Source organism: Falsochrobactrum ovis (assembly GCF_003259955.1).
Lineage (GTDB): Bacteria > Pseudomonadota > Alphaproteobacteria > Rhizobiales > Rhizobiaceae > Brucella > Brucella ovis_A.
In genome coordinates this window covers 396,079-422,079 of record NZ_QLMK01000001.1, presented here as the reverse complement: position 1 = coordinate 422,079, position 26,001 = coordinate 396,079, and the positions used below count along the sequence as shown (strand labels likewise).

The window sequence follows — 26,001 nt, the reverse complement described above, 5'->3', positions numbered from 1 at the left end:
AAGCGGTAGGGTTTCCTGCCGCTTTTTCGTTTCATCTTTGCTCTCGCGGATGCGCACCGCGCCTCGCCGCACCGCTCGACAGCCTACAAAATCCAGCCCCACCACACCGGAAAGAGCTCAAGCGCATCTGCATCCAAGCCTGATGACGAAGGTGGGGCGAGGTTTAATCTTAGATCAATCCGGCTTGGCTCGCCACCGCTTCAAGGCTCATCATGGGCCGGGGGCCGATCTGCTGGATAATTGTTCCGGCAGCGAGCGAACCCAACCTTGCGCAATCCTCCAAGGAGCGGTCTTTAGTATAGCCGAAAAGAAAGCCCGCGGCATATAGATCGCCCGCGCCGGTCGTGTCGACGAGCTCATCGATTTCAATGGCAGGAACTGCAAGCGTTTGATCGGGGGTGACGATAACTGCGCCCTTGTCGGACCGGGTTATTATGGACAGAGGGCAATCTTTTCGGATAGCAGCAACGGCTGCGTCGAATGAATCTGTCTGATAAAGAGACTTAGCTTCCTCTTCGTTTGAAAACACGATATCGACCGTTCGTTTGCGCATCAGCTCCAAAAATTCGTCTCGATAACGGCTCACACAAAACGGGTCGGACAAGGTCATAGCAACTTGCTTGCGATGCTCATGTGCGATTTTGGCTGCCATCATGATAGCTTCTTTGGCGCGCGGCGGATCCCAAAGATAACCTTCAAAATAAGTCACCCGTGCATCGGCGACCTTAGAGGTTTCGATATCCTCGGGCCCCAATTCGACACAAGCGCCCAGATATGTATTCATTGAACGCTCGCCATCCGGGGTGACAAAAATCATGGAGCGGGCAGTCGGCGCGCCGTTTTCAAGCGGGCGCGTGTCAAATGTCACGCCCTGCGAGCGAATATCATGGGCAAAGACGCGACCCAGCGGATCGGTTGCCACTTTACCAAAATAAGCAGCGCGACCGCCAAGATTTGCAATGCCTGCGGCGGTATTGCCGGCACTGCCGCCTGACATTTCCGTCGCCGGTCCCATGCGGGCGTAAAGCAGCTCAGCACGGTCTGCATCAATGAGATTCATGGCGCCCTTAACAATGCCATTGGCTTCAAGAAAATCATCGTCCGTACGCGAAATAATATCGACAATGGCATTGCCGATGCAAAGAACGTCAAATTTGGCCATGAGCGAATCACCGGCTCCCCTAATATTTGCTGCCGTCTTGATGGATTATGCAGCAGCTTGGCAAAACTAATGCGCGCCGGTTTAGCCTTTTGCAGGCAAAAAGCACGCTTTTAACACTTTTCAGCTAATCCAACAGCAAACCGTTCGTAATGCGCTCGCCGCGTGCAAGCAAGTCACATAACGGTAAGAGCGGGGATAAGCGGGTAACAGTGCAAAATATTTTCTGAATTATCAGTTTTCTGGTACTTGTAAGAAAGTTGAACCGTTACTTTGATCGGACGTTGAACGATATGCGCCAGTTGGGGACTAAGAAGCGGATATTTAACCGTTGTACTGGGTCGGCGCTAATTATCCAAACAGTGCACTTTCCATCGCCATTCAGTGCATTTGCTCGCCTACGCCCATCTATCAAAAACTCATAACCTTGTGTTCGAACGACGACCAACGGTCCATCCGTATGGCGCGGCTTCTCTTCGGTTAAGACGACTGCTTTACCTTTGTTTTCGTCGCTTAGAGACTGCATCGTAACGAGCAGTTGCTTGACGCGTCGTTGAGACCAGACTTCGCAACTAACTGCACCTTGATAAATGTCAACTTTGGACAACCCACATATTCTCGTCCAACGCTTTGTGAGACGCTGTATTGCTAACAGCCATCACGATGGAAAAAGAATAGGGGTAGAATCTTTGCCCACGTTGGATCGCGGTTGACTGCTTTATGTACTTTCCAAAAATGGGTTGTTTTGAATAAATGAGTAATATGCATGTGCCCTCGCCCCAATGGAACGATACGCGTCTAACGTTTAATAGGGAAGGCCGATGACATAAAATTGACATTAAAATATCACAAAGAATGTTCCATTAAAAGAGAAGATCATTAGTGTGACGTCTTCAAAGCAATCACGCGCTGCGCAATTGCCACTTTCATTGCAGCTTTCAGGCTTTGAGACTGGCAGTTCGATATGAACCGCATTTGGTCTTCACCGCTACTATCCTGATTAAACAGCATGAGCGCAAAGCCAGCATTCGGAAACAGGTTTTCCAACACTTCCGCAAGCGCTTGCATATTCTCCGCATACTGCAGAACATCTTTTTTCATTATTTTTCTCCGTGCTTTTGTCCGCGTTTTTGGCGCCGCTATCCTAAAGAGCATCCGAAGAGAATCATCCTGACTGATTGATTAACACATATTTTTCAACTAGTTAGGCAGGTTGCGAAAAATGTTAAAACACGCATAAAGCAAAGTCTTTGGCTAGCCCGTCAGAGTTGCGCGGTGGTGTGCGCGCTCTTGTTTGCAGATCGTAACCATCCTATTTTCCTCACAGGGGATGAATAAAACAGGTAAAAATGATCATTGAATCCGCATTAAAAGCACTGAAACGCCTGTTTTCACCAGAGTTTCGTTCGATATTTTGGAAAACACTTGGTCTAACTCTGTTGTTGCTGATCGGCGTCTGGGCGTCGCTAAGACAAATATTTTTCAGCTTTGCCTGGCCTTGGATAGAAACCCTTATTCCCACCACTCCTGAATGGGTCGGTTGGCTGGGATTAATTGCTGCAATCATGGCAGGGTTGGGGCTTGCGCTTGTGCTTGCTTTGATGATTGCGCCAATCACAGCGCTTATTGCAGGGATATTCCTTGATGATGTCGCGGAACTGGTCGAGAAAGAGGACTACCCGCAAGACAGCGTCGGCACGCCATTGGCCCTTGGCCGGTCTATCGTCGTATCGATCAAATTTCTTATGGTTGTTATCATCGGCAATATTTTCGCCCTAGCGCTGATGCTCGTGCCTGGGGTGAATCTCGTCGCTTTTTTCGTGATCAACGCATATTTGCTCAGCCGCGAATATTTTGAATTCGCAGCCATGCGTTATCGATCAGAGGCAGAGGCCAAGGCGCTGCGGTCACATTATGGCTTGACCGTCTTTGTTGCGGGCCTGTTGATTGCCGCGTTTATGGCGGTTCCGATTCTTAATTTGCTAACCCCGCTATTTGCGGCAGCCTTGATGGTTCATCTGCACAAAGCGATCTCACTTCGCGAGAGAAAGATCACGGCTGGGGTTCAAGTGGGATAAGAGGGGCCGGTATATCATTGGTTTTAGCCGGATATTTGCAAATATCAGCGATCACACATTGCTCGCATTCAGGCTTGCGAGCCTTGCAAGTGTATCGTCCATGCAGAATCAACCAGTGATGGGCATGGAGCATAAATTCCTCGGGGATCACCCGAACAAGAATATCTTCGACCGCTTCGGGTGTTTTACCCGGGGCAAGTCCAATCCGGTTGCCGATCCGCAAAATATGGGTATCGACCGCCATGGTGGGCTGGCCAAAAGCCATGTTGAGCACAACATTGGCGGTCTTTCGACCCACGCCCGCCAGTTTCACCAAGGCATCGCGATCACCCGGCACTTCGCCGCCATGATAGCGGATCAAATCTTCTGAAAGAAGAATGACGTTTTTTGCTTTATTACGCCATAAGCCGATAGTGCGGATATATTCGCCTACCTTTTCCTCGCCCAGAGCAACCATTTTTTCAGGCGTATCAGCAATCGCAAAGAGTGCTCGCGTTGCTTTGTTGACGCCCGCATCGGTTGCCTGAGCGGAAAGCACCACCGCAACAAGCAGCGTATATGCATTCACATGTTCGAGTTCGCCCTTTGGTTCAGGACGTTGAACAGAAAAACGGCGGAAGATTTCGTGGATCTCCGCGGCCGTATAGGAGGTGCCGCGGACCCGGCGCGGACGGCGTATGGGAGCATCGACGCCGGTGTCATGTGATGTTTTGATTTTGGTCTTTTGCATAAGCCCTCTATAATGGCTTTCATCTTCAGAAGACAATCAGCAGCTTGCCGCAGCCCGTAAGGCTCGGCAACCAAAGGCTCAGATCATGCAATATTCTGATGTTGATGAGCGGGATCCATTTGAGAGACCGATCTTTGAAGCCCTGCTAACGCCCTATCGTTCGCTGGGCCAGAGAGGCTTTACCATCCTCATGAGCGTTCTGATCGGTTGCTGGTTGTTGTTCGGCAGCATTTTCTGGTCATTGGGTGCTTGGCCGATCTTTGGCGTTTTCGGACTGGATGTCCTGCTGATTTATCTTGCATTCCGGTGGAATTACCAAGCAGCTCAAGTTCGGGAAGAGATTTCAGTATCCCGTGCTGCGCTGCATATTCGCCAATATAGCTCGACGGGGAAAATGACGAAGCATTGTTTTAATCCCTATTGGGCGCGGTTTAGCATCATACGCACACCGGATATTGGCATCATCTCTATGCGAGTGGAAAATCGAGATAAAAGCGTGGCCATTGGCAGCTTTCTCAACCCCGAGGATCGAGAAAGCTTTGCGCGGGCTTTCGGTAACGCATTGTCAGAAGCGCGCCGCTAACAGCGTTCGATGCTATTGACAGCTTAACCCTCGGCAGCGTCCGAGCTACGCTTTGCTAGGATGCTATTCTGATTTCACTCTTGAAGTCCGGCCTGTGACAAGCCATATCAGAAGACGGAAAGATATGCCGAAAGGGTTCTTTCCAGACCGGTCGCTTCGAGAAGGACTGACACTATGACAAGAATGACACCTTTTTCGAGTCCATTGCTTCTTGGATTCGACACTATGGAAAAGACGCTGGAGCGGATTGCAAAATCCGGCGACGGTTATCCGCCATATAATATTGAACGGCTCTGTGGAGAATCAGGGTCAGAACGCTTGCGCATAACACTTGCCGTTGCCGGGTTTTCGAGCGACGATCTGGAAGTGATGACCGAAGACAGTCAACTGGTTATCCGGGGCCGCCAAACGGATGATACGGAGCGCGAATATCTGCATCGAGGCATCGCAGCGCGGCAGTTTCAGCGGGTATTTGTGTTGGCGGACGGCATGCGGGTAATCGGCTGTTTATTAAAGAACGGCCTTTTAGCCATCGATCTGGACCGGCCTGAGCCGGAAAGGCTGATAAAACGAATTGATATTGCGGTGAAAGATTGAAGTTTTTAGAGCTTACCCGGACATCGCATTATTTTGGACTATCTAAGCTCTCAAGCAGTATGTTCGCAAATGATGTGCTGCCAAATTGGAGGCTATAAACGTGACCAGACAAATTCTTAGTGAGAAAGAATTCGCCCATTTAGGTGAAGGTGAGCTGGGCTATGTGCGCAAGATACTTTCCGATGATCTCGCGCGGAATTTTCCCGGCCTGCCTCCCCTCACACCGGGCCTAGAGCTGTGGGCGCTATTTGGTGCTAGCGGAGAGCCAATTGTGCTTTCGGATGTGCGCGCAACCGCATTGCAAGGTGCGCAGGAACACGAATTGCGCACTATGATGCTGCACTGATCATCCAAGCTTCTTGAAGCGACAAATAAAGGCCGCCATCCCTTGGGATTGGCGGCCTTATTTTTAACCGTCTAATTTCAGGCAGCGTTTGAAGCCGGGCGTGAAGTTAGGAATGAGTAAAGCGCCTGAGCATCATGAGTGCCGCGCAATTTCGCAACAACATCAGCATCGCGTAACAGACGCGCAATACGCGAAAGTGCCTTTAAATGATCAGCGCCAGCATTTTCCGGCGCAAGCAACAAAAAGACCAGATCGACTGGCTGATCGTCCAAGGCTTCAAAATCCACAGGATTTTCTAAACGCGCGAAAATACCGGCAATTTTCTTGATATTTACCAGCTTACCATGGGGAATGGCGACGCCATTGCCCACTCCGGTTGAACCGAGGCGTTCACGCTGGAGGACCGTTTCAAAAACTTCACGCTCAGGGAGACCGGTCAGTTCCGCTGCCTTTTCAGATAATATCTGCAAAAGCTGCTTCTTGGAGCTGGCTTTCAGCGCAGGGATAATCGCCCCGGGCTGAATCAGATCACTAAGATCCATTCTCTCCGTTCCTTCTTCAATCGGGCCCTGAGGCCCGGCTTTTATGAAGCGCACATAGCAATAGCAGTGTGCGCTTCGGGTTTGACGTCAACTACGAGACGCGGCCTGACGGGTAACGGTCGAGGGATCAACCCAACCGATATTGCCGTCTGCACGTCGATAGACAATGTTTACTTCATCATTACCTGCATTTTTAAACACCAGTACCGGATGTTCTGTCAGGTCCAATTCAACTACCGCCGAGGCAACCGAAAGGGTGCGCAGGGCAACAGACGATTCTGCGACAATCGTGGGCGCGTAATCTGCCGGTAGCTCTTCATCCTCCTCCGGTAGCGGTGCCATAACACGATATGCCACATCGTCATAGATCGCATTTGGAGTGGAAGCGGGGCGCGACTTCAAGCGACGATTATAACGACGTAAGCGCGTCTCGATCTTCTCTGCCGCAGCATCGAAGGCCAATTGGGGGTCCTGCGCTTCCCCCGTGCTTTGAAGGGTCGCTCCACTATCGAGATGCAGCGTACAATCGGCGCTGAAACGCGATCCCGACTTGGTGACCGTTATCTGCCCAGAAAAGCCATGATCAAAATATTTAGCGACCGCCTCATTTATCCGGTCGGTAATACGTCCGGTAAAAGCTTCGCCGACATCCATATGCTTTCCAACAATACGCAGAGTCATTTGGTACACCTCTTTTGCGTTACGTTACGGATACAGTCTACTCACAAGGTGAGAGAAGCGCAAAGCGAACAAGCATCAAATCTTGCCTGTTCACTTAATTTAGCACGCTCCTAACAATCGTGTGATTTGCTTCCGGAAGGAAGCCCTATATCGCTCCAATATAACGCCGGAAACGCAGGAACGTTTCCCCTCGAACTTACCACCGCAATCTTTCTGCTCATTTTGTCAGCCGCTACTTTCAACAGGCTAACAACTCTATCAGCTCCGACCCGGAAAGCGACAGCTAACCGGATGGCCGCATATGTGGCGGGGCTTCTAGTGATGGAAACAACAATTGTCAATTAAACTTCTACGCTCCTCCCCCAAGTCGGTCGTATATCGCAAGGTGATTGCCAGTTGGCCCCAGCTTTCTTGCACGATATTGCGAAATTTCCCCTTCAGTTATTATGGCCTGTTGCGGCTCTTTTTTCGCGTCTGCGCTGCACTGATGAAGCAATATTCATTGATTCTCGATATTTTGCTACCGTTCTGCGCGCTATGTCTACACCATCCTCTTTCAAAATCTTTACAATCGCATCGTCAGAGAGCACTTGATCGGGCTTTTCAGTGTCAATCATTTGCCGAATGAGATGTCGCACGCTTTCAGCAGCATGAGCGCTTTCGCCTGTCACCGACGCGATTGCTCCAGTGAAAAAATAACGCAATTCAAATACGCCGCGGGGTGTGGCGATGAATTTGCCAGCTATGACCCGACTAATCGTTGATTCATGCATAGAGACGGCATTGGCAATAGCCCGTAATTTCAATGGTTTAAGGAAGCTAACGCCCTTACGAAGGAATGCGTCCTGGTGCTTGATGATTTCCTGCGCAACTTTCAAAATTGTGCGGGCTCGCTGATCTAGGCTCCGAATAAGCCAACGCGCCGACTGCATAGATTCGGTCAAAAAGACTTTATCTTCGTCGGTAGCCGATTTGCGGACCCGCGCATAATAGCGATTGTTTACAATGACACGTGGCAGGGCTGCCGGGTTTAATTCGATGGCCCAATCCCCTTCGCGAGTGAGCGTGACCAAAATATCTGGGATGATCGCATCTGCAACACTGATCTCAAAAAGCGCCCCCGGCTTAGGGTCAAGTGTCTGGATTTCACGCAGCATTCGGAGAATCATTGCGTGTTCGACCCCGCAAATTTTCTTCAGGGCTGCAAAGTCTCGCCGTCCGAGCAAATCGAGATTGTCAATCAGGCTTGTCATGGCAGGTGTGAGCAGATTTTTCTGCTCAAGTTGAATGGTAAGACATTCGCGTAAATCCCGCGCAAAGACGCCCGGCGGATCAAATGACTGCAAAACTTGCAGAACTTTCTCAACACTTCTGGGCTCAACACCCAGCTTTTGAGAAAGGGCCCCATGATCTGCGCGTAAATAGCCGTTTTCATCCAAAGCGTCAGCGAGCGCAATGGCGATCAGCCGCTCAACGCCGTTTGAAAATGAAAGCGCTATTTGTTCGGCAATATGGGCAGAAAGGGAAGGCCGATCCTCAGCCATTTGATCAATGTCATCATCATCCAAGAAAGCGTGGGAGGATGTTTGCGTCCCTCTTTGGCCCTCTATATGGGCGTGAAAACGCTCGGCCGGGTCATCGGGAAAGATATTTTCCAAAGAACTATCAAAAGTGCTTGAAAGCGTCTCGGCGTCATCAATCGCATCGGTTTTAAACCAATCTTCATCGCCGGAGAGATCGCCTTTCTCGCCCTCGGACTCCGGTCTTTCTTCAGAGAAATCGAGATTTTCTGAGTCAGCTGGATCAAGCAGAGGATTTTTTTCAATCTCCTGTTCAAGAAATTGGCTAAGCTCAATATGCGTCATCTGCAACAGCTTGATGGATTGCATCAGCTGTGGCGTCATCACCAATGATTGCGATTGGCGAAAATCAAGCTTTGGCGAGAGTGCCATAGGCGGCAATATTCCCAGAATTACTGTTTCCCGTTATGATCGATAGATCGGGGCCAGCAAAACTTATAGGGTAAATTGATCACCAAGATAAAGTCTGCGCACATCAGGATTGGCAACAATTTCCGCGGGCCGACCGTGGGTAAGGACCTGCCCCGCATGGATAATGTAGGCGCGGTCAATCAAACCCAAAGTCTCGCGGACATTATGGTCCGTGATTAATACGCCGATACCTCGGCTGGTTAGATGGCGAACAAGCTGCTGGATATCAGAAACTGCAATCGGATCGACACCGGCAAAAGGCTCATCAAGCAGCATAAAATTGGGGCGCGAGGCGAGAGCGCGTGCAATCTCCAATCGTCTGCGCTCACCACCCGAAAGAGAAATCGCTGGCGCTTTACGCAAATGTGAGATGTGAAATTCATCAAGCAGAGCGTCGAGCTCTTCCGCGCGCTTCTTACGGTCTTTTTCAACGACTTCAAGCACGGCTTTGATGTTGTTTTCAACCGATAAACCGCGAAAAATCGATGCTTCCTGCGGCAAATAACCAATGCCAAGGCGCGAACGCCGATACATAGGCATTGACGTCACATCAAAACCGTCGATCTCAATCGAACCACTATCGGCAGCCACAAGCCCGGTAACCATATAAAAACAAGTGGTTTTTCCGGCGCCATTTGGCCCTAAAATTCCTACCGCTTCTCCCGAACGTACTCCGAAGGAAACCCCGTTGACGACCTGGCGGCCTCGATAACTTTTGCTAAGTCCACGAGCAACCAAAGTGCCCTTGAGGCGCGTTGTTCTTTCAGGTTGAGCCTGCATCATGCCATCATCGGCAATCGGCGGGGTTAGCTCTTCAGAAACGGGCTGTTGGTCAGCTTTTTTTTTCCAAAACAATATCACAGGACCCCGATCAGTTCGGCTCAGGCGTGGTGCCGCCCTGGGATTGGTCCTTTGGTGCCATGATAATAGACACGCGACCTTTGCTCTGGCCCTTGCAGCTTTCAAGAAAAGCTTTTCCGGTATCCATATTGGCAGTCAGTTTGCAGCCGGTTGCGACATTGTCACCATCGGTCAAAACCACCTTCGACCCCTGCAGCACCATAACTTGAGTTTTACCATCAAAAGTTCCGGTGTCGCCCGTCGCAATTTGGGTTCCGGACTTGAGATAAACTTTTCCACTTACTTCCAAACGGTCAATGCCTGCGGAGCTCAGCCCGGCTGCGCCTGATGCCCCACCCTCGCCGGTTTCAGCGTCATTATTATAATAAACGATCATTTTGCCGGATTTAAGCAGAGCATCACCCTGCGCAACGGAAACATTGCCAGTGAAAATGGCCATGCCTTCCTTGTCGCGCATTTCAAGCTTGTCCGCGTCAATCTTAATCGGATCCTTACTATCGGAAAGCTTCAAGCTGCCGAAGGGCACTTGTTCCGCACCTTGCGCGAGCGCTGCAACCGGTGAGAAAACAAGCCCAAGCGCCAAGGCTGCATATCCCATTCGCAAAGTGGGGGTTATTATATTCTTGTTCATTGCCCGTCCTGCGCTCCAATTTTCCAGCTTCCCGGCCAATCCTTACCAAATTGAGCCGAGCGCATCGGTTAACTCGATTGGGAATCCATCAGCCCTCTAAACGCTAAGGCCCCAACAGTCCACCAATATGATGTCGTCAAGGCATCTTGTCGCCTGAAACAGTTTTACCGTCAATAACCACGCGAACCTTGTTCTCAAATATGACGACTTTGCCACTATTTTTGATCTGCAAACTGTCAGCCATAATCTGCGTAGCGCCATTTCGGATCTCCACCGGCTTATCAGTGGTGATCTGTCCGCTTTGCAGGTTTATGTCCGCCGATTTCAACGCAGCGTGCAAACCATCATCAGTGGTAACTGTAAATTCCTTATCAAGTTGCAAACGTCCATTCGCATTATCGTAAATACCGGACGCTGCTTCGACCTTGGCTTGACTATTCTCACCAACTGGCAATTGCGCAGAAATACCTTCAAGAGTGATAACGCCACTATTATTCGTATCCTGAACCGCCTTAGCAGCGATCATGGAATAGGGCCGATTATCCTTCGTATAGCCATTGAGTTGCGGGCTGGTCATCACCAATTTCCCGCTCTCGCCGCCATTATTCACTTCAACTTTGATTGGTGCCGCAGGTGTTGCCAAAAAAGTATACCAGGAAAACACCGCACCAATGGCGATTGCTGCCACTGGCAAAGCCGTTTTAAGCACCCGCACACGGGTCGAATGGCGCTGCGCTGCATGAAAAAGCGCTGTGGCTTTTTCGGAAGCGCCAAAACGCACACCATCCAGAGAATTCACAGCGGCATGGGTAGAAGCACGAATATGTGGTGTGTCGGCGTTCATATTATCTTTCAGCGACTCAACGATATCGGCAAGCAGATCTCTGCTGATAGCCCTTCTATGTGGTTTATTTGGGGTTCAATAGTGTTAAACACAATAGGTTTTAATATCACTAAAGAACAAATCTGCTATGCAAATTAGCCTATCGTAGCTCCTCCGACCCTTGGATTGAGAGAATTGCGCCTGACTAATTGCCCATCTACTTTGTTTACCACATAATAGAATAAGGTTACAGATACGACTTTGTCAGCGTAACGGCAGAGGCCATTGAAGCCGACACTGATTAGCAGGTATTACGAACCACTGAGCCATGCTTGGGCCAGGTTGTGAAATGGATGGATATAGATGGCTTATGATGCCGAGGCTATGATCGCAAGACGCAGACTTCGTCGAAAATTGACGTCCTGGCGTGTCGCATTTCTGCTTTTGCTTGCGGTTCTGGTTGTTGGCGTCTCCACCTATTTCATGCGCGGGGCGAATATTACAGCACCTCATGTGGCGAAAGTGCGCATTGAAGGGGCAATTTTTGAAAATGAAGAACTGCTCAAACGCCTCAATAAGATCGCAGAAAGCGAGGCAGTCAAAGGCGTAATCTTGGTTGTTGATTCGCCCGGCGGAACCACAGTTGGGGGCGAATCAATTTTTGATGCAGTCCGCAAGATTGCTGAGAAAAAGCCCGTTGTGGCGCAAGTAGGTACGCTGGCTGCATCTGCCGGCTATATGGTTGCCAGCGCGTCCGATCATATTGTTGCACGGCAGACTTCAATTATCGGCTCGATCGGCGTTTTGTTCCAGTATCCGGACATTTCAAATTTGCTGGAAAAACTGGGCATCCAAGTTGAAATCATTAAATCCTCGCCACTAAAAGCGGAGCCAAATTATTTCAGCCCGGCAAGCGAAGAAGCCAAAGCGATGATCAAAAATATGATCATGGATTCTTATGATTGGTTCGTAAATATAGTAGAAGAACGTCGCTCATTTACCCATGAGGAAGCGCTGGCGGTTGCTAATGGGGCGGTATTTACCGGTCGTCAGGCATTGGAGAAAAAGCTTATCGACGCTCTGGGTGGCGAGGACGAAGCTGTAAACTGGCTCAAAGGAAAAGGTGTTTCGGAAAAATTGCCGCGTCTTGAATGGAAACCGCAGGAGAGCGAAACGGGTTTTGCATTCCGCGACCTGATCATTCAGACGACATTGCGGGCTTTGGGCTTGCCTCAGGGGTCCGACAGTTTGATAGGGAACAAGCTAACTGATCGTATCTTTCTTGACGGAATTCTTTCTGTTTGGCACGTTGATGGGAAGCCGGTCACAATTCCGGCAAATAACTGAGATCATCAATGGATGCTAATCGCATAGGGGATAAGCCGTGATCAAATCCGAACTCGTTCAGATTATCGCCAGCCGTAATCCGCATCTTTTTCAACGGGATGTAGAAAATATTGTGGGAGCGGTTTTCGAAGAGATCACCGCGGCCCTCGCCGCGGGTAATCGTGTTGAATTGCGTGGTTTCGGCGCTTTCTCAGTGAAGAACCGCCCAGCCAGAACCGGCCGTAATCCGCGCACCGGTGAGACGGTCGAAGTTGAAGAAAAATGGGTTCCATTCTTCAAAACAGGCAAAGAGTTGCGCGACCGGCTGAACGGTGCGATCTGATCAGCCATGGTAGCGCGACGCGTCACAACAATCTTGGTTCTAGTGCCTATCGCGGTCATTCTGATTGCGCTATCGGTTGCCAATAGGGGGCTGGTCTCCCTGACGATTGACCCGTTTAATCCCGGCAACCCAGCGCTTTCTTATACTGCACCGCTGTTCATATGGCTTTTTGGCGCAGTTTTGCTGGGAATAGTGCTTGGCTCGCTGGCCACTTGGCTATCGCAGGGCAAGCATCGCCGTCGTGAACGCCGTTATAAGCGAGAAGCATCAGAATTGCTCGCGCGTGCTGAAGAAGCAGAAAAACAACGACTTCCAAGCACATTGTCGCAGAAATAAACTGCGCTGAAGGAGTTTTCCTTTCCTGATACAGGTTTTGGCCTAGCTAACGCCAGCAGTTGATCGGGGTTTCAGGCGAAAGCCTTGAGGGAATGCAGAAAAGCAAGCGAGGAAAAGCTGATCGGGCCTGCCACCTTGAATAACAGCATTGATAAGGTGTGCATGGGACAACACGCGCTTCCAAAAGTGCAGTTTGGACGCAGGCTAATGCGGCATGATCGATTTTAAAGGCTGCGTGACAGAATGGCATTAAATCCAATTGCAGTGCCAGGCACCCAAGCAGTTGCGCTATTCAGACGCGGTTTTGATGATTGCTGCATATGCGGATGCGGAAAAGACTTGTGTCTATGCATCGAAAAAGCAATCACTTGAGTTCGCGAATAGTGGGACACGCGAAACCGGGGAAAACTGGGCTTTCGTCAAAATTGTTTCGCCGGATTTGTGAGGGTGCCGTGAGTTGTGCACCACGAAAAACGGCCAAACGGTTTTTTACCATGTCATTCTGCTTGATTTCCTGCGAGAAACCAGAGACCCAGTTTCCACTTCGATCTTTAGCAGTTGGGTAGCAAAATGAGCCGCAATGACGATTTCTCCAGAAACTCCGCAACACGTGGAGCACATTCTAAAGTTGGACAGGTCAAAGAAGTTACCAGCCTCGCTAATCCGATTGTAAAAGATCTGCGCTCACTCAATCTGAAAAAATATCGGGATCAACAGGGCGTTTTTCTGGCGGAAGGCCTGCAACTGGTAAACGATGCGCTTGATCATGGCTGGCGTATCAAGACGCTTATTTTTGCGAAATCGGGCAAGGGCAACAAAATGGTTGAGCAGGTTGCTGCTCGCACCTTTGCTATGGGCGGACTTGTTCTGGAAGTTACAGAAAAAGTAATTTCTGCCATTACAAGACGAGACAATCCGCAGGTGGTAGCTGGAGTTTTCGAGCAGCAATATCAGCCACTCAATGGAATCAGTCCGGCGGAGGGCGATGTTTATGTTGCGCTTGATCGGGCACGCGACCCCGGCAATCTTGGCACTATTATCCGCACCGCAGACGCTGCTGGGGCCAAGGGCGTAATCCTTATCGGCGAAACGACCGATCCTTATTCCCTTGAAACAGTGCGCGCCACTATGGGTTCGGTGTTTTCGGTTCCACTTTATAAAGCGAGCGAAACGGAATTTTTGAACTGGCGCAAAGGTTTTTCTGGGTTGGTTGTCGGCACCCATCTCAAGGGCTCTGTCGATTATCGCACAATACCCTATAAGAAAAAGCCTGTTATCCTGATGATGGGGAATGAACGGCAGGGACTGCCTGATATTCTTGCGGAAAGCTGCGATAAGCTTGCGCGTATTCCACAGGAAGGCCGGGCTGATTCGCTCAATCTGGCTATTGCTACAGGTATCATGCTTTATGAGATTCGCCGTGAGGCTCTCACAGTTGATGCGCAGGAAACACCATGAAAAAACATGCGGTCTGGTCCTCGCTAGTCATCGTTTTGGGCGCAATCATACTTGATCAGCTGATCAAATATTTGGTCGAAACCCGCATGGGTTATGGGGAGCAGATCGATATTCTACCATTTCTCGCACTGTTTCGGATCCATAATGACGGAATCGCATTTTCGATGCTGTCATGGTTGCATGATGCAGGACTGATCGCGATAACAGTTGGTGTGATTGCTTTTGTACTTTATCTTTGGTGGACCAACCCGCCCAACCGTATATTTGCGCGCTACGGATTTGCGCTCATCATAGGTGGGGCCATAGGCAACCTTATTGACCGTTCAATGCATGGTTATGTCGTCGATTATGTGCTGTTTCATCTGCCTAACTGGTCATTCGCAGTCTTTAATCTCGCAGATGCCTTTATCACTATTGGAGCAGGCTTGATCATTCTGGAAGAGTTTCTCGGATGGCGGCGCGAAAGAACTGCCCGTTGAATTTTTTGGCGTCGTTTGGCAAATAGTCTAACTTGCTCCACAATAAGCGTCCAAAGATTCTCAAATTTATTTTTAGTTGTTTTGAAAGGAATATGCGCGCTTCAGTTTGAACTGACATATAGGTGATACGGTTCTGTCATCCCCACGTAGCAAAAATTCTCTAACATATTTCAGGGTGAAAAGACCATGAGCAGCCCCGATCATCAGCCAAACGCGCTTATCGGCCATAGAGAATTGTCAAGCTTTGGCGACAGTGGAAACAGGAGCGATCATCATGACGGTAGTGCTTGGAAGGAGCCAGCAAATCAATCATGATAAGATCATGTCGGGCATAGAAACAGAAACAAAGCTTCAGCCAATCTCCCCTCCATCCAATATATTAGGACGGATTGGTTCACTGGAAGTGAGGCTCGCAAATTCCCGTGATGCGATTGAAGCGGCGCAGGAGCTGCGCTTTCGCGTGTTTTTTGAAGAAATGGGTGCGCGGAAGGAAAATATCGAAGAGGTAGAGCTGCGCGATGCTGACCGCTTTGATACGGCTTGTGATCATCTTCTGGTCTACGATACGTCGCTGCCTTTGCCTGAACATAAGCAGATTGTGGGCACCTATCGCTTGATGCGCAGCGAGCAAGCGGAGAAAACCAAGGGGTTTTATTCCGCAGATGAATTTGACATTCAAAAACTGATAGACACGCGCCCCGGTATTAATCCACTCGAATTGGGGCGGTCATGCGTGCAGGCGGAATACCGCTCAAAACGCACAGTCGAATTGCTTTGGCAGGGCGCATGGGCCTATTGCAGGCGCTATTCGATTGATGTGATGTTTGGCTGCGCGTCATTTCATGGCCCAGTGCCAGCTGCCCATGCATTGGGGCTATCGTTTTTGCATAATCATTGCCGGGCAACGCCCGACTGGGATGTATCTGCACTGCCGCATCGTTACCAGACCATGGATATGATGCCGGTGGAAGCAATCAATAACAAGGTTGCGCTGTTTTCCATGCCGCCTTTGATCAAAGGCTATTTGCGCCTTGGTGCGATGATTGGTGACGGGGCTGTTATTGATGAAGCCTTCGGCACGACAGATGTTTTCATCATCTTGCCGATTGAGCGGATATCGAGCCGTTACATCACCTATTACGGTGCTGAGGCTGATCGATTCGTATAATAAAGGGAAGCAGATGCTTCCCTTTATGCTTTATGATTTTCCTGCAAGCTCTTTAAGCTGGTAAATGAAATCCAACGCTTCACGCGGGGTCAGCTCATCCGGACTGATAGCAGCAAGAGCTTTGGCCAGCTCGCTCTCTTTTGCGGCATTTTGTGGTTTGGGCTTCTCCTGCTGCAGCACCACCGAAAATAGCGGCAGATCATCGATCAGTTTTTCGGCCTTGCCAGAAGTCTCGCCTGCTTCAAGCTGATGCAGCACGTCGCGGGCACGGTTAACCACGGCCTCTGGAAGACCAGCCAGCCGCGCGACTTGCACCCCATAAGAGCGATCTGCAGCACCTTTTGCGACCTCATGCAGGAAGACAACATCATTGTCCCATTCTTTTACCCGCATGGTGACATTGAAAAGCCGGTTGAGCTTTTCTGACAGTGCCGTCATTTCATGAAAATGGGTTGCAAAAAGCGCACGGCACCGGTTTTTCTCATGCAAATATTCAACGGCGGCCCAAGCGATCGAAAGCCCGTCAAATGTCGCGGTACCGCGTCCGATTTCATCAAGAATTACCAGCGATCTTTCGCTGGCCTGATTGAGGATGGCCGCGGTTTCAACCATTTCAACCATAAAGGTTGATCGACCTCGTGCTAGATCGTCCGATGCGCCAACGCGGCTGAAAAGCCGATCGACAATGCCGATTTCCGCGGATTCTGCGGGCACAAACGATCCCATTTGGGCCATGATTGCAATAAGCGCATTCTGCCGCAAAAAGGTTGATTTACCGCCCATATTTGGGCCGGTCAGCAGCCAAATGGCACCCTTATCGCTATCGGATTGCGGAGAAAGATCACAATCATTGGCCACAAAGGGATTTGCAGCCTGGCGGCGCAATGCTTGCTCCACCACGGGATGGCGTCCACCAACAATATTGAAGGCGAGACTGTCATCAACCAGCGGACGACAGTAATTTTCCTCTTCGGCCAAAATAGCCAGCGATGCTGAAACATCGATTACGCCGAGTGCTGCCGCAGCGGCTCGGATCTTGTCAGCGTGTGAGACTGCCTCGGCGGCCAATTCCTCAAAAACGGCAAGTTCAATGGAAAGCGCCCGATCGGCTGCATTGGCAATCTTGCTCTCCAATTCCGCCAGCTCTGTCGTGGTAAAGCGCATCGCATTGGCCATGGTTTGGCGATGGATAAAGCGTGCCTTGGCGGCGTCAGACTCCGTCATGGCGCCAGAATTATTAGATGTTACCTCGATGAAATAGCCCAGCACGTTATTGTGCTTGATCTTTAGAGATTTAATGCCGGTTTCTTCGATATAATCTGCCTGAAGACCGGCAATGACACGGCGCGATTGATCTCGAAGCGCACGCATTTCATCCAGCTCGGCATTATATCCCTGACGGACAAAACCGCCATCACGCTTAAGAAGCGGTAATTCATCCGCAAGGGCCGCTTCAAGAAGGGCGAAAAAATCCAAAGGAATATGCTCGATTGCTTCACAGGCTAATGAAAGCTCATCTGGCAGAATATTGCCTTCGAACAAATTGCTGATCGTTCGAGCAGCTTCAAAACCAAGCAGCAATGCGCCCAGATCGCGTGGCCCGCCGCGACCAACAGCCAGACGCGAAAGCGCGCGCGGCATATCCGGCACGCCTTTAAGTTCCAGCCGCACCGCAGCGCACAAAGTTGGTTCGCTTAAAAACCAAGAAACGGAATCATGACGCAGGCCAATGGCTTTTGGCTCGGTCAGTGGTGCGGTCAGCCGTTCAGCCAAAAGGCGCGCACCGCCGCCAGTTACCGTTCGGTCTATGGCTTTCAGCAGGCTGCCATCGCGACTGCCCGATAGGGTTCTGACCAGTTCAAGATTGGCACGGGTGGCGGGGTCGATAAAAAGCGTTCGACCTTCTTGCTCTCGCTCCGGACGCATCAAAGGAGGACGTTCAGAAATCTGCGTTTTTTCGATATAGGCAATAGCGCCGGAAATGGCAGAAAGCTCAGCGCGGCTAAATTGGCCGAAACCGTCCAGTGTCGCCACATTAAAATAACGCTGAATGCGAGCTTCTGCGGCTGCGCTATCAAAAAGCGTTGCTGGTTGTGGCGAAACCGCATTACCCACCAGATCAAAAACCGGCTTGAGCTCAGCATCGTGAAATGCCGTATCCGCAACGACCAACTCGCTTGGATCAACCCGCATTATATCGGCAAAAAGGCGCTCAATATCGGTTTCAGCAACCCGGAAAGTACCGGTGGAAATATCTATCCAGGCGAGAGCTAAAGCGCTGTCAGCGCGCGTTCGACCAAGCGCCATTAGAAAATTAGACTGGGCCGGATCGAGAAGTTTTTCCTCGGTAAGCGTTCCGGGCGTGACCAGCCGGATAACATCGCGGCGCACCACTGATTTTGAGCCGCGCTTTCGTGCTTCCGCCGGATCTTCTATTTGCTCGCAGACCGCAACTCGATAGCCTTTAGAAATAAGCTTTTGCAAATAATCGTCAGCTGCATGAACGGGCACCCCACACATGGGAATATCATCGCCCAAATGCTTACCGCGCTTTGTCAGTGTGATACCGAGAGCTTTAGAGGCTTCTACCGCGTCATCGAAAAATAATTCGTAAAAGTCACCCATGCGATAGAACAGCAGCGAATCAACATTGGCCGCCTTGATCTCAATATATTGCTCCATCATGGGGGTGAGACGTACGATAGGAGCCTCGGCGGTCGTCTGCTCCGCATTCGGCTTTTCTTCGTTAACCTTCACATCCATGCCTTAAAACCTTCATTTCTTGCGCTTTTGCCGCCCATAACGTTATAAAAATTCATTACCTGTCCGGAAAGAAGAAGATCTATTCCATTTGGGCCTGTTTACAGGGCGCTTGAGTAACGCTATCGAATTTACATAACAGCTAAACCGGGAGGAAACATTGCCAGCCTCGAAGCTTAAGGGCAACACGCCAGAACACGCGCCCACAGCAAGTGAAAAAGAAGCGCTTGATTTTCATGCTCAGGGACGCCCAGGCAAGCTTGAAATCAATCCAACCAAGCCAATGACCACGCAACGCGACCTGTCGCTTGCCTATTCGCCAGGGGTTGCAGTTCCTGTGAATGCAATCGCGGCAAACCCCGCCCACGCTTATGATTATACTGCCAAAGGTAATCTTGTAGCCGTCGTTTCCAATGGCACGGCCATTCTTGGGCTCGGCAATCTCGGCGCGCTGGCTTCAAAGCCGGTTATGGAAGGTAAGGCTGTTCTTTTCAAACGCTTTGCGGATGTGGATGCCATCGACCTTGAAATCGATACAACCGATATTGATGCGTTCATCAATGCGGTTCGCTATCTTGGCCCCAGTTTTGGCGGTATTAATCTTGAAGATATCAGAGCACCGGATTGTTTCATTATCGAGCAGCGCTTGCGTGAATTGATGGATATTCCGGTTTTTCATGATGATCAGCATGGAACCGCAATCATCGCCGCAGCCGGCATGATCAATGCGCTGCATCTGACGGGCCGTGATATTAAGACAACCAAACTTGTCTGCAATGGCGCAGGCTCCGCCGGAATTGCCTGTATCGAACTTATCAAAGCAATGGGTTTTTCGCCCGAAAATGTCATTCTCTGCGACACTAAGGGCGTGGTTTATCAGGATCGCGAAGAGGGCATGAACCAATGGAAATCAGCCCATGCGATCAAGACGAGCCGGCGGACGCTGGCTGAAGCCATGGAAGGCGCTGATATATTCTTTGGTGTGTCGGCCAAAGGAGCGCTGACGCAGGATATGGTGCGCTCAATGGCACCCAATCCGATTATTTTTGCAATGGCCAATCCTGATCCTGAAATCACGCCTGAACAGGTTGCTGAAATCCGCGATGATGCGATCGTTGCAACGGGCCGCTCGGATTATCCGAACCAGGTCAATAATGTGCTCGGCTTTCCCTATATTTTCCGGGGTGCGCTGGATGTGCGGGCAACGACCATCAATGATGAAATGAAGATTGCAGCGGTACACGCTCTTGCTGAACTTGCGCGCGAAGATGTGCCTGATGAGGTGATCGCAGCCTATCAGGGCAGCCGTCCGCGTTTCGGGCCCAATTATATTATTCCGGTTCCATTTGATCCGCGTTTGCTTGCGACAGTCTCCGCAGCCGTTGCCAAGGCTGCAATGGAAACGGGTGTCGCCGGGCGGGTGATTGAGGATCTTGAGGGGTATAAACGCGAATTGCTGGCCCGCCGTGATCCGATTGCCTCCACGCTTCGCGGTATTTATGAACGGGTGCGCCGTCAGCCCAAGCGAATTGTGTTTGCAGAAGGGGAAGAAGAGCAAGTGATGCGTGCGGCGGTTTCCTATGTCAATCAGGGGCTTGGCACTGCAATCCTCGTTGGCCGTGAGGAACGCGTGGCCGAGACGGCAAAGGCAGCGGGGCTTGATCTCACGCGTCCCGGAATTGAGATCATCAATGCTCGTCTATCCAGCCGCAACTCGGCCTATGCAGATTATCTTTATGAAAAATTGCAGCGTAAAGGGTATCTGACGCGTGATTGTCATCGCCTGATTAATAATGACCGTAATCATTTTGCCGCTTGCATGGTGGCTTTGGGCGATGCGGACGGCATGGTAACGGGCGTTACACGTAATTACGCGACCGGTCTGGACGATGTTTGTCGGGTGATCGATTCAAAACCCGGACATCGCGTCGTCGGAGTTTCGATCGCGCTCTGCCGAGGGCGAACCGTGTTCATTGCAGACACAGCCGTACATGAAGCGCCCACGCCGGTGGAACTTGCAGATATAGCAGTCGAAGCAGCCGGCATGGCGCGTCGAATGGGATATGAGCCGCGCGTTGCTCTAACCGCTTTTTCCACATTCGGTCATATGGGGGGCGAACGCTCTGCCCGGATACAGGAAGCGGTACGCATTCTTGCCAGCCGTCATGTTGATTTTGAGTTTGATGGAGAGATGAGCGCGGATGTTGCACTTAATCCAAAGCTGATGGAGCAATATCCCTTCATCCGCCTGTCAGGCCCTGCCAATGTGATCGTCACCCCTGATAATCATTCGGCATCAATCGCAGCGGATATGCTTCAAGAGCTGGGCGGCGCAACCATTATCGGGCCGCTACTGGTGGGTCTCGATAAGCCAGCGCAGATCGTTACAATTGGGGCGAAGGATTCCGACATTGTAAATATGGCGGCGATCACCGCTTATAATGCGACCAACTGATAGTATCTTTAATTTACGAAATAAAAAGCCGGATAATTTCCGGCTTTTTGCTTATTTATTGGTTTTATAGTTCAATTGAGCCCAGCAATTTAATTGCTGGGTATCCAATATGGTTAGATCGGTCAGCGTTTGACGTGTTCATGATAGGGAAAAAGGGTTATAGGAATGCATGGATGTTAACCTGCAACCGGACCTTGAATCTGTATGAGCGCGCACGATCTGAGACTGGAAGAGATTATCAATGCTGAAGCCTTTGCGCGCAAACTGCATGAATTGGCAGATGCATCCGATGATAGCTATACTGGTTCGGTCACTCGCAGAGTTATTCTTCAGGCTTTCAAGGATGCGCTGATCCGGGGACGCGCCAATGCCGAAGCTATGCTGATTAAAGACGGCCGAGGCACTCTTTGTGCGCGGCGGCTGTCCTATTTAATGGATACGCTCATTCGCACACTCTTTGAGTTCGCAACCACAAAAGTCTATCCGGCCATCAACCCGTCGAAAGCCGAGAATATGGCAGTGGTGGCGGTGGGTGGTTATGGACGCGGGGGACTTGCGCCGGGTTCTGATATCGACCTGTTATTTCTTCTGCCCTACAAGCAGACCCCATGGGGTGAGCAGGTCTTGGAATATATGCTCTACATGCTCTGGGATATGGGGCTAAAAGTCGGCCATTCCACCCGCAGCATTGACGAAACGATCCGCCTTTCCCGCGAAGATATGACGATACGCACCAGCGTTTTGGATGCGCGTTTTATTGTCGGAAATCGTTCGCTTTTTGAAACTTTGGTCGATCGGTTTGATGAGGAAGTGGTCAAGGGTACCGGCCCGGAATTCATTCAGGCAAAACTAGCTGAGCGCGATGCGCGACATTTTAAATCCGGTGAGAGCCGTTATCTTGTCGAACCCAATGTCAAAGAGGGCAAAGGCGGCCAGCGCGATCTGCATACTTTATTCTGGATCGCTAAATATTTTTATCGCGTCAAAAGCAAAGAAGATCTCATAAAACTTGGTGTGCTTTCGCGCGCAGAGATGAATCTCTTCAACAAATCGGAAGATTTTCTTTGGGCAGTACGTTGTCATATGCATTTTGCCACTCTCAAAGCAGAAGAACGGCTATCCTTCGACATACAGCCAGAAATCGCTCAACGGCTCGGCTATACCGAGCATCCCGGACAGAACTTTGTTGAACGGTTCATGAAACATTATTTTCTTGTGGCAAAAGATGTGGGTGATCTGACCCGTATTCTCTGTGCAGCCCTTGAAGAGCAACAGGCAAAACATGTGCCCGGCTTTAACCGTATTTTTCTAACCTTTTCCAATCGAAAGAGAAAGCTTGCCGGAAACCCTAATTTTGTGTCGGAAAATCACCGCATCAACATCGCATCGCCAGATGTTTTCAAGGTTGATCCGGTCAATATTATTCGTATTTTCCAGCTTGCAGACAAATATGGGATGGAGTTTCACCCCGACGCAATGAAGCAGCTTACCCGCTCGCTCAGGCTGATCAATGCTGCGCTACGCGAAAATCCGGAAGCGAATAAGCTGTTCCTTGAAATTCTGACATCCCCGCGCAATCCGGAACTGATTTTGCGGCGTATGAATGAATCAGGCGTGTTGGGTAAATTTATTCCGGATTTTGGCAAGATCGTCGCGATGATGCAGTTTAATATGTATCATCATTATACGGTGGACGAGCATTTGCTGCGCTGTATTGCGGTTTTGTCTGAAATCGAGCATGGCGAACTTGAAAGTGAACACCCGCTATCAAATCATACGATCAATACGATCAAACGAGACCGCAACTTGCTTTATGCGGCTTTGCTGCTGCACGATATTGCGAAGGGTCGGCCTGAAGATCATTCAATAGCGGGCGCAAAAATCGCCAGAAAGCTTTGTCCCCGCTTTGGCCTCTCTGCCGCCGACACGGAAACTGTCGCATGGTTGGTGCAGGAGCACCTAACCATGAGTATGGTGGCACAATCGCGTGATCTCAATGACCGAAAGACGATCGTTGACTTTGCCGCCAAAGTGCAAACCATGGAGCGGCTTAAGCTTTTGCTCATCCTGACGGTTTGCGATATCAAGGCTGTCGGGCCGGGCGTTTGGAACGGGTGGAAGGGGCAATTGCTGCGCACGCTGTTTTATGAAACCGAGCTGCTGCTAACGGGCGGTTTTTCCAAATTGCCACGCGCTGATCGCGGCAGACAGGCCCGCGAAGAGCTTGCAGAAAAGCTCTCTGAGTGGCCGCAAGCAGAGCGTGATGCTTATATTGATCTGCATTACACCAACTATTTTCTGACCGTGGCGCTAGAAGATCAAGTGCGTCATGCGCACTTCATTCGTGAAGCTGACAAGTCGGGTCGCGCACTTGCCACTATGGCAAAGCCTCTTACTTTTGAGGCGGTGACGGAAATTACCGTGCTTGCACCTGATCATCCGCGATTGCTTTCCATTATCACCGGCGCGTGCGCGGCAGCGGGCGCGAATATTGTAGATGCGCAGATTTTCACCACCGGCGATGGGCGTGCGCTCGATATAATCCTGATTAATCGCGAGTTTGATACGGATGAAGACGAACGCAGGCGAGCGGAGCGCGTTGGCAAAGTGATTGAGGACGTGCTTTCTGGAAAAGCACATTTGCCGGATGTTCTGGCAAAACGCACCAAGCCCAAACGGGGAGCCAAGGCGTTTTCTGTCGAACCGCGTGTCGAAATCAACAATAGATTGTCAGATAAATTTACAGTTATTGAGGTCGAAGGACTTGACCGTCCCGGGCTTTTGTCCGAACTGACTGGCCTTATATCCGATCTTTCACTGGATATTGCTTCAGCGCATATCACCACATTTGGCGAAAAGGTGATTGATAGTTTTTATGTAACCGATCTTGTCGGTCACAAAATTTCAAATGCCAACCGACAGGGCAATATAAAGCGCAAATTGCTTGCGGTTCTTGCCGGAGAAGGCAACGCAAAGACAAACGGCCGTTCTTCTTAGGCCGCAGCATAGGTTATTCACTGCATGAGTCTGGTCAAAAAGTTCGCAACAGTTGCGTCCGGGACGCTCATGAGCCGCATCTTCGGCTTCACGCGCGAAATGCTCATGGCCGCAGCGCTTGGCACCGGTCCCGTTGCGGATGCTTTTAATGCGGCTTTTCGATTTCCAAATACTTTTCGCAGGCTTTTTGCAGAAGGCGCTTTTAATTCGGCCTTCGTGCCGCTTTTTGCCCGTGAAATAGAAAATAATGGCATGGAGGGCGCCCGCCGCTTTTCCGAAGAAGTTTTCGGGGTGCTGTTCACGGTTCTTCTGTTTCTGACCATCGCCATGGAACTTTCAATGCCCGTGATCGTGCGCACGGTAATTGCGCCGGGTTTTAGCGATGATCCAGAAAAGTTTCACAACACGGTGCAGCTCGCTATTATCATGTTCCCCTATCTGGCCTGTATGTCGCTTGCAGCCATGATGGGTGGAATGCTTAATTCTTTGCACCGCTATTTTGCTGCAGCGATTGCGCCGGTATTTCTCAATATCATCCTGATTGGCGTATTGGCCGTTGCGTGGTGGCAAGGCTATGACGCGCTTGCGGTGGGGTATGCGCTGTCATGGGGTGTTATGGCGGCGGGATTGGTACAACTTGCCATCGTTTGGTTTGCCGTTCGCAATGCTGGTATTAAGATCGGCTTTCGCCGTCCGCGGCTGACAAATAATGTCAAAAGATTGCTGGTATTGGCATTGCCCGCTGCAATTACCGGTGGGATTACTCAAATCAATCTGCTGATTAACACAAATATTGCGTCCGGTATGGAAGGGGCTGTGTCCTCGCTCGTCTATGCTGACCGCATCTATCAGCTGCCGCTTGGCGTGGTCGGCATTGCGGTTGCGACCGTGTTGTTGCCAGAACTCGCCCGTGCTTTGCGCGGCGGACACATGCAGGAAGCCTCAAGCCTGCAAAACCGCTCCGTTGAATTTACGCTTTTTCTGACACTGCCTGCTGCAGCCGCTCTTTTGGTGATGTCAGAGCCTATTGTGCGGCTGCTTTTTGAACGCGGGCAATTTAGCGCCGAATCCACATTGGTCGTATCAAATATTCTTGCAATTTACGGGCTTGGCCTGCCTGCTTTTGTGTTAATTAAAGCGTTCATACCGGGTTTCTTTGCCCGCGAGGATACACGGACGCCGATGATTTTCGCGGCCATTTCGGTGGCGGTGAATATCACGCTCGCCATAACACTGTTCCCGCGCATAGGACCCAATGGTATTGCCATTGCCGAGATTGTCGCAGGTTGGGTCAATGCGGTGTTGCTGTTTGCAACGCTGGTTATGCGCGGCCACTGGGGCCGAGATATTCCGCTTCTGACGCGTATACCCCGCCTTATGATTGCTGCTGGCATTATGGCCGCTGCAATTTATTTTGCGACAGGATATTTTGCGCAGGAATTGTCATCCTCAGCCTCGCTTGTGATGCGTGCCGCAATGGTTACAGCCATTGTGTTTGGCGCCATGGCGATATACTTCGCTTTAGCGTTTGGACTTGGCGGCGCCAATATGGCTATGATCCGGCGAAGCGTCAGACGCGGCGCGGCAAAAAAGCAAGACGACGGCAAAACATGATTTCCGCTTGAAAGCCTAATGTGCCTCTGCGAAAAGACCGATG

Annotated in this window: 23 protein-coding genes; 13 read left to right on the top strand and 10 right to left on the bottom strand. The window is 50.5% G+C overall.

Annotated elements, in window-relative coordinates; all coding sequences use genetic code 11:
- Nucleotides 1-169: 169 nt before the first annotated feature.
- Nucleotides 170-1,162, bottom strand: a complete 993-nt coding sequence (locus tag C7374_RS01935) for an adenosine kinase (RefSeq protein ID WP_111573913.1) — start codon at nt 1,160-1,162, stop codon at nt 170-172.
- 876 nt (nt 1,163-2,038) lie between these two features.
- Nucleotides 2,039-2,260: a hypothetical protein gene (locus C7374_RS01925; RefSeq protein WP_111573912.1), complete on the bottom strand. Its 222-nt coding sequence runs from the start codon at nt 2,258-2,260 to the stop codon at nt 2,039-2,041.
- A gap of 248 nt (nt 2,261-2,508) precedes the next feature.
- On the opposite strand from C7374_RS01925, the gene C7374_RS01920 reads away from it, so the two are divergent.
- Complete coding sequence (locus C7374_RS01920) at nt 2,509-3,237, top strand: sulfate transporter family protein (protein ID WP_111573911.1); 729 nt, start codon at nt 2,509-2,511, stop codon at nt 3,235-3,237.
- Here the strand turns inward: C7374_RS01920 and nth are convergent.
- Entirely contained in the window at nt 3,212-3,967 is a 756-nt protein-coding gene (nth, locus tag C7374_RS01915) for an endonuclease III (protein ID WP_111573910.1), read from the bottom strand. The genes C7374_RS01920 and nth overlap by 26 nt on opposite strands.
- An 85-nt stretch (nt 3,968-4,052) precedes the next feature.
- On the opposite strand from nth, the gene C7374_RS01910 reads away from it, so the two are divergent.
- The 3 genes from C7374_RS01910 to C7374_RS01900 all read left to right on the top strand — a co-directional run bounded on the left by C7374_RS01910 (nt 4,053) and on the right by C7374_RS01900 (nt 5,493).
- Nucleotides 4,053-4,550, top strand: coding sequence for a DUF2244 domain-containing protein (locus C7374_RS01910; RefSeq protein ID WP_111573909.1), 498 nt, complete (start codon nt 4,053-4,055; stop codon nt 4,548-4,550).
- 174 nt (nt 4,551-4,724) lie between these two features.
- The gene (locus C7374_RS01905; protein WP_111573908.1) at nt 4,725-5,147 is read left to right on the top strand and encodes an Hsp20 family protein; all 423 of its coding nucleotides are present in this window, start codon (nt 4,725-4,727) and stop codon (nt 5,145-5,147) included.
- Nucleotides 5,148-5,247: 100 nt separating this feature from the next.
- A complete protein-coding gene (locus C7374_RS01900) occupies nt 5,248-5,493 on the top strand; it encodes a BQ00720 family protein (protein WP_111573907.1) in 246 nt (81 codons plus the stop codon).
- A gap of 77 nt (nt 5,494-5,570) precedes the next feature.
- Here C7374_RS01900 and ptsN read toward each other — a convergent pair whose 3' ends face one another.
- From ptsN to lptC, 6 genes are all read right to left on the bottom strand, one after another.
- The gene (ptsN, locus tag C7374_RS01895) at nt 5,571-6,035 is read right to left on the bottom strand and encodes a PTS IIA-like nitrogen regulatory protein PtsN (RefSeq protein WP_111573906.1); all 465 of its coding nucleotides are present in this window, start codon (nt 6,033-6,035) and stop codon (nt 5,571-5,573) included.
- 87 nt (nt 6,036-6,122) lie between these two features.
- Nucleotides 6,123-6,716, bottom strand: a complete 594-nt coding sequence (gene hpf / locus C7374_RS01890) for a ribosome hibernation-promoting factor, HPF/YfiA family (RefSeq protein ID WP_111573905.1) — start codon at nt 6,714-6,716, stop codon at nt 6,123-6,125.
- Nucleotides 6,717-7,153: 437 nt separating this feature from the next.
- Nucleotides 7,154-8,668 (bottom strand): RNA polymerase factor sigma-54, encoded by a 1,515-nt coding sequence (gene rpoN, locus C7374_RS01885; RefSeq protein ID WP_111573904.1) that lies wholly within the window; start codon nt 8,666-8,668, stop codon nt 7,154-7,156.
- 63 nt (nt 8,669-8,731) lie between these two features.
- Nucleotides 8,732-9,490 (bottom strand): LPS export ABC transporter ATP-binding protein, encoded by a 759-nt coding sequence (gene lptB / locus C7374_RS01880; RefSeq protein ID WP_374849954.1) that lies wholly within the window; start codon nt 9,488-9,490, stop codon nt 8,732-8,734.
- An 88-nt stretch (nt 9,491-9,578) separates the two neighbouring features.
- On the bottom strand, nt 9,579-10,199 hold the full coding sequence (locus C7374_RS01875) for an LptA/OstA family protein (RefSeq protein ID WP_111573902.1): 621 nt from the start codon (nt 10,197-10,199) through the stop codon (nt 9,579-9,581).
- Between the two features lie 136 nt (nt 10,200-10,335).
- Nucleotides 10,336-11,043 carry an LPS export ABC transporter periplasmic protein LptC gene (gene lptC / locus C7374_RS01870; RefSeq protein WP_111573901.1) on the bottom strand — a complete coding sequence of 236 codons (708 nt, stop codon included), beginning with the start codon at nt 11,041-11,043 and terminating at the stop codon, nt 10,336-10,338.
- A gap of 342 nt (nt 11,044-11,385) precedes the next feature.
- Between lptC and sppA the strand changes: the two genes are divergently transcribed.
- The 6 genes from sppA (at nt 11,386) to olsB (ending at nt 16,132) form a co-directional block, all read left to right on the top strand.
- Nucleotides 11,386-12,369: a signal peptide peptidase SppA gene (gene sppA / locus C7374_RS01865; protein WP_111573900.1), complete on the top strand. Its 984-nt coding sequence runs from the start codon at nt 11,386-11,388 to the stop codon at nt 12,367-12,369.
- Between the two features lie 37 nt (nt 12,370-12,406).
- Nucleotides 12,407-12,691: an integration host factor subunit beta gene (locus C7374_RS01860; protein WP_111573899.1), complete on the top strand. Its 285-nt coding sequence runs from the start codon at nt 12,407-12,409 to the stop codon at nt 12,689-12,691.
- 6 nt (nt 12,692-12,697) lie between these two features.
- Nucleotides 12,698-13,027: a lipopolysaccharide assembly protein LapA domain-containing protein gene (locus tag C7374_RS01855; RefSeq protein ID WP_111573898.1), complete on the top strand. Its 330-nt coding sequence runs from the start codon at nt 12,698-12,700 to the stop codon at nt 13,025-13,027.
- 570 nt (nt 13,028-13,597) lie between these two features.
- Entirely contained in the window at nt 13,598-14,485 is an 888-nt protein-coding gene (locus C7374_RS01850; RefSeq protein WP_111573897.1) for a TrmH family RNA methyltransferase, read from the top strand.
- A complete protein-coding gene (lspA, locus tag C7374_RS01845) occupies nt 14,482-14,964 on the top strand; it encodes a signal peptidase II (protein ID WP_111573896.1) in 483 nt (160 codons plus the stop codon). Before C7374_RS01850 ends, lspA begins: the two co-directional genes overlap by 4 nt.
- Before the next feature lie 274 nt (nt 14,965-15,238).
- On the top strand, nt 15,239-16,132 hold the full coding sequence (olsB, locus tag C7374_RS01840) for a l-ornithine N(alpha)-acyltransferase (protein WP_111573895.1): 894 nt from the start codon (nt 15,239-15,241) through the stop codon (nt 16,130-16,132).
- Between the two features lie 30 nt (nt 16,133-16,162).
- Here the strand turns inward: olsB and mutS are convergent, their stop codons facing one another.
- Complete coding sequence (mutS, locus tag C7374_RS01835) at nt 16,163-18,895, bottom strand: DNA mismatch repair protein MutS (RefSeq protein ID WP_111573894.1); 2,733 nt, start codon at nt 18,893-18,895, stop codon at nt 16,163-16,165.
- Between the two features lie 157 nt (nt 18,896-19,052).
- Here mutS and C7374_RS01830 point away from each other — a divergent pair, with 157 nt between their 5' ends.
- From C7374_RS01830 to murJ, 3 genes are all read left to right on the top strand, one after another.
- On the top strand, nt 19,053-21,347 hold the full coding sequence (locus C7374_RS01830) for an NADP-dependent malic enzyme (protein WP_111573893.1): 2,295 nt from the start codon (nt 19,053-19,055) through the stop codon (nt 21,345-21,347).
- Between the two features lie 204 nt (nt 21,348-21,551).
- The gene (locus tag C7374_RS01825) at nt 21,552-24,344 is read left to right on the top strand and encodes a [protein-PII] uridylyltransferase (RefSeq protein WP_111573892.1); all 2,793 of its coding nucleotides are present in this window, start codon (nt 21,552-21,554) and stop codon (nt 24,342-24,344) included.
- Between the two features lie 24 nt (nt 24,345-24,368).
- Nucleotides 24,369-25,958: a murein biosynthesis integral membrane protein MurJ gene (murJ, locus tag C7374_RS01820; protein WP_111573891.1), complete on the top strand. Its 1,590-nt coding sequence runs from the start codon at nt 24,369-24,371 to the stop codon at nt 25,956-25,958.
- The last annotated feature ends 43 nt before the right edge of the window (nt 25,959-26,001 follow it).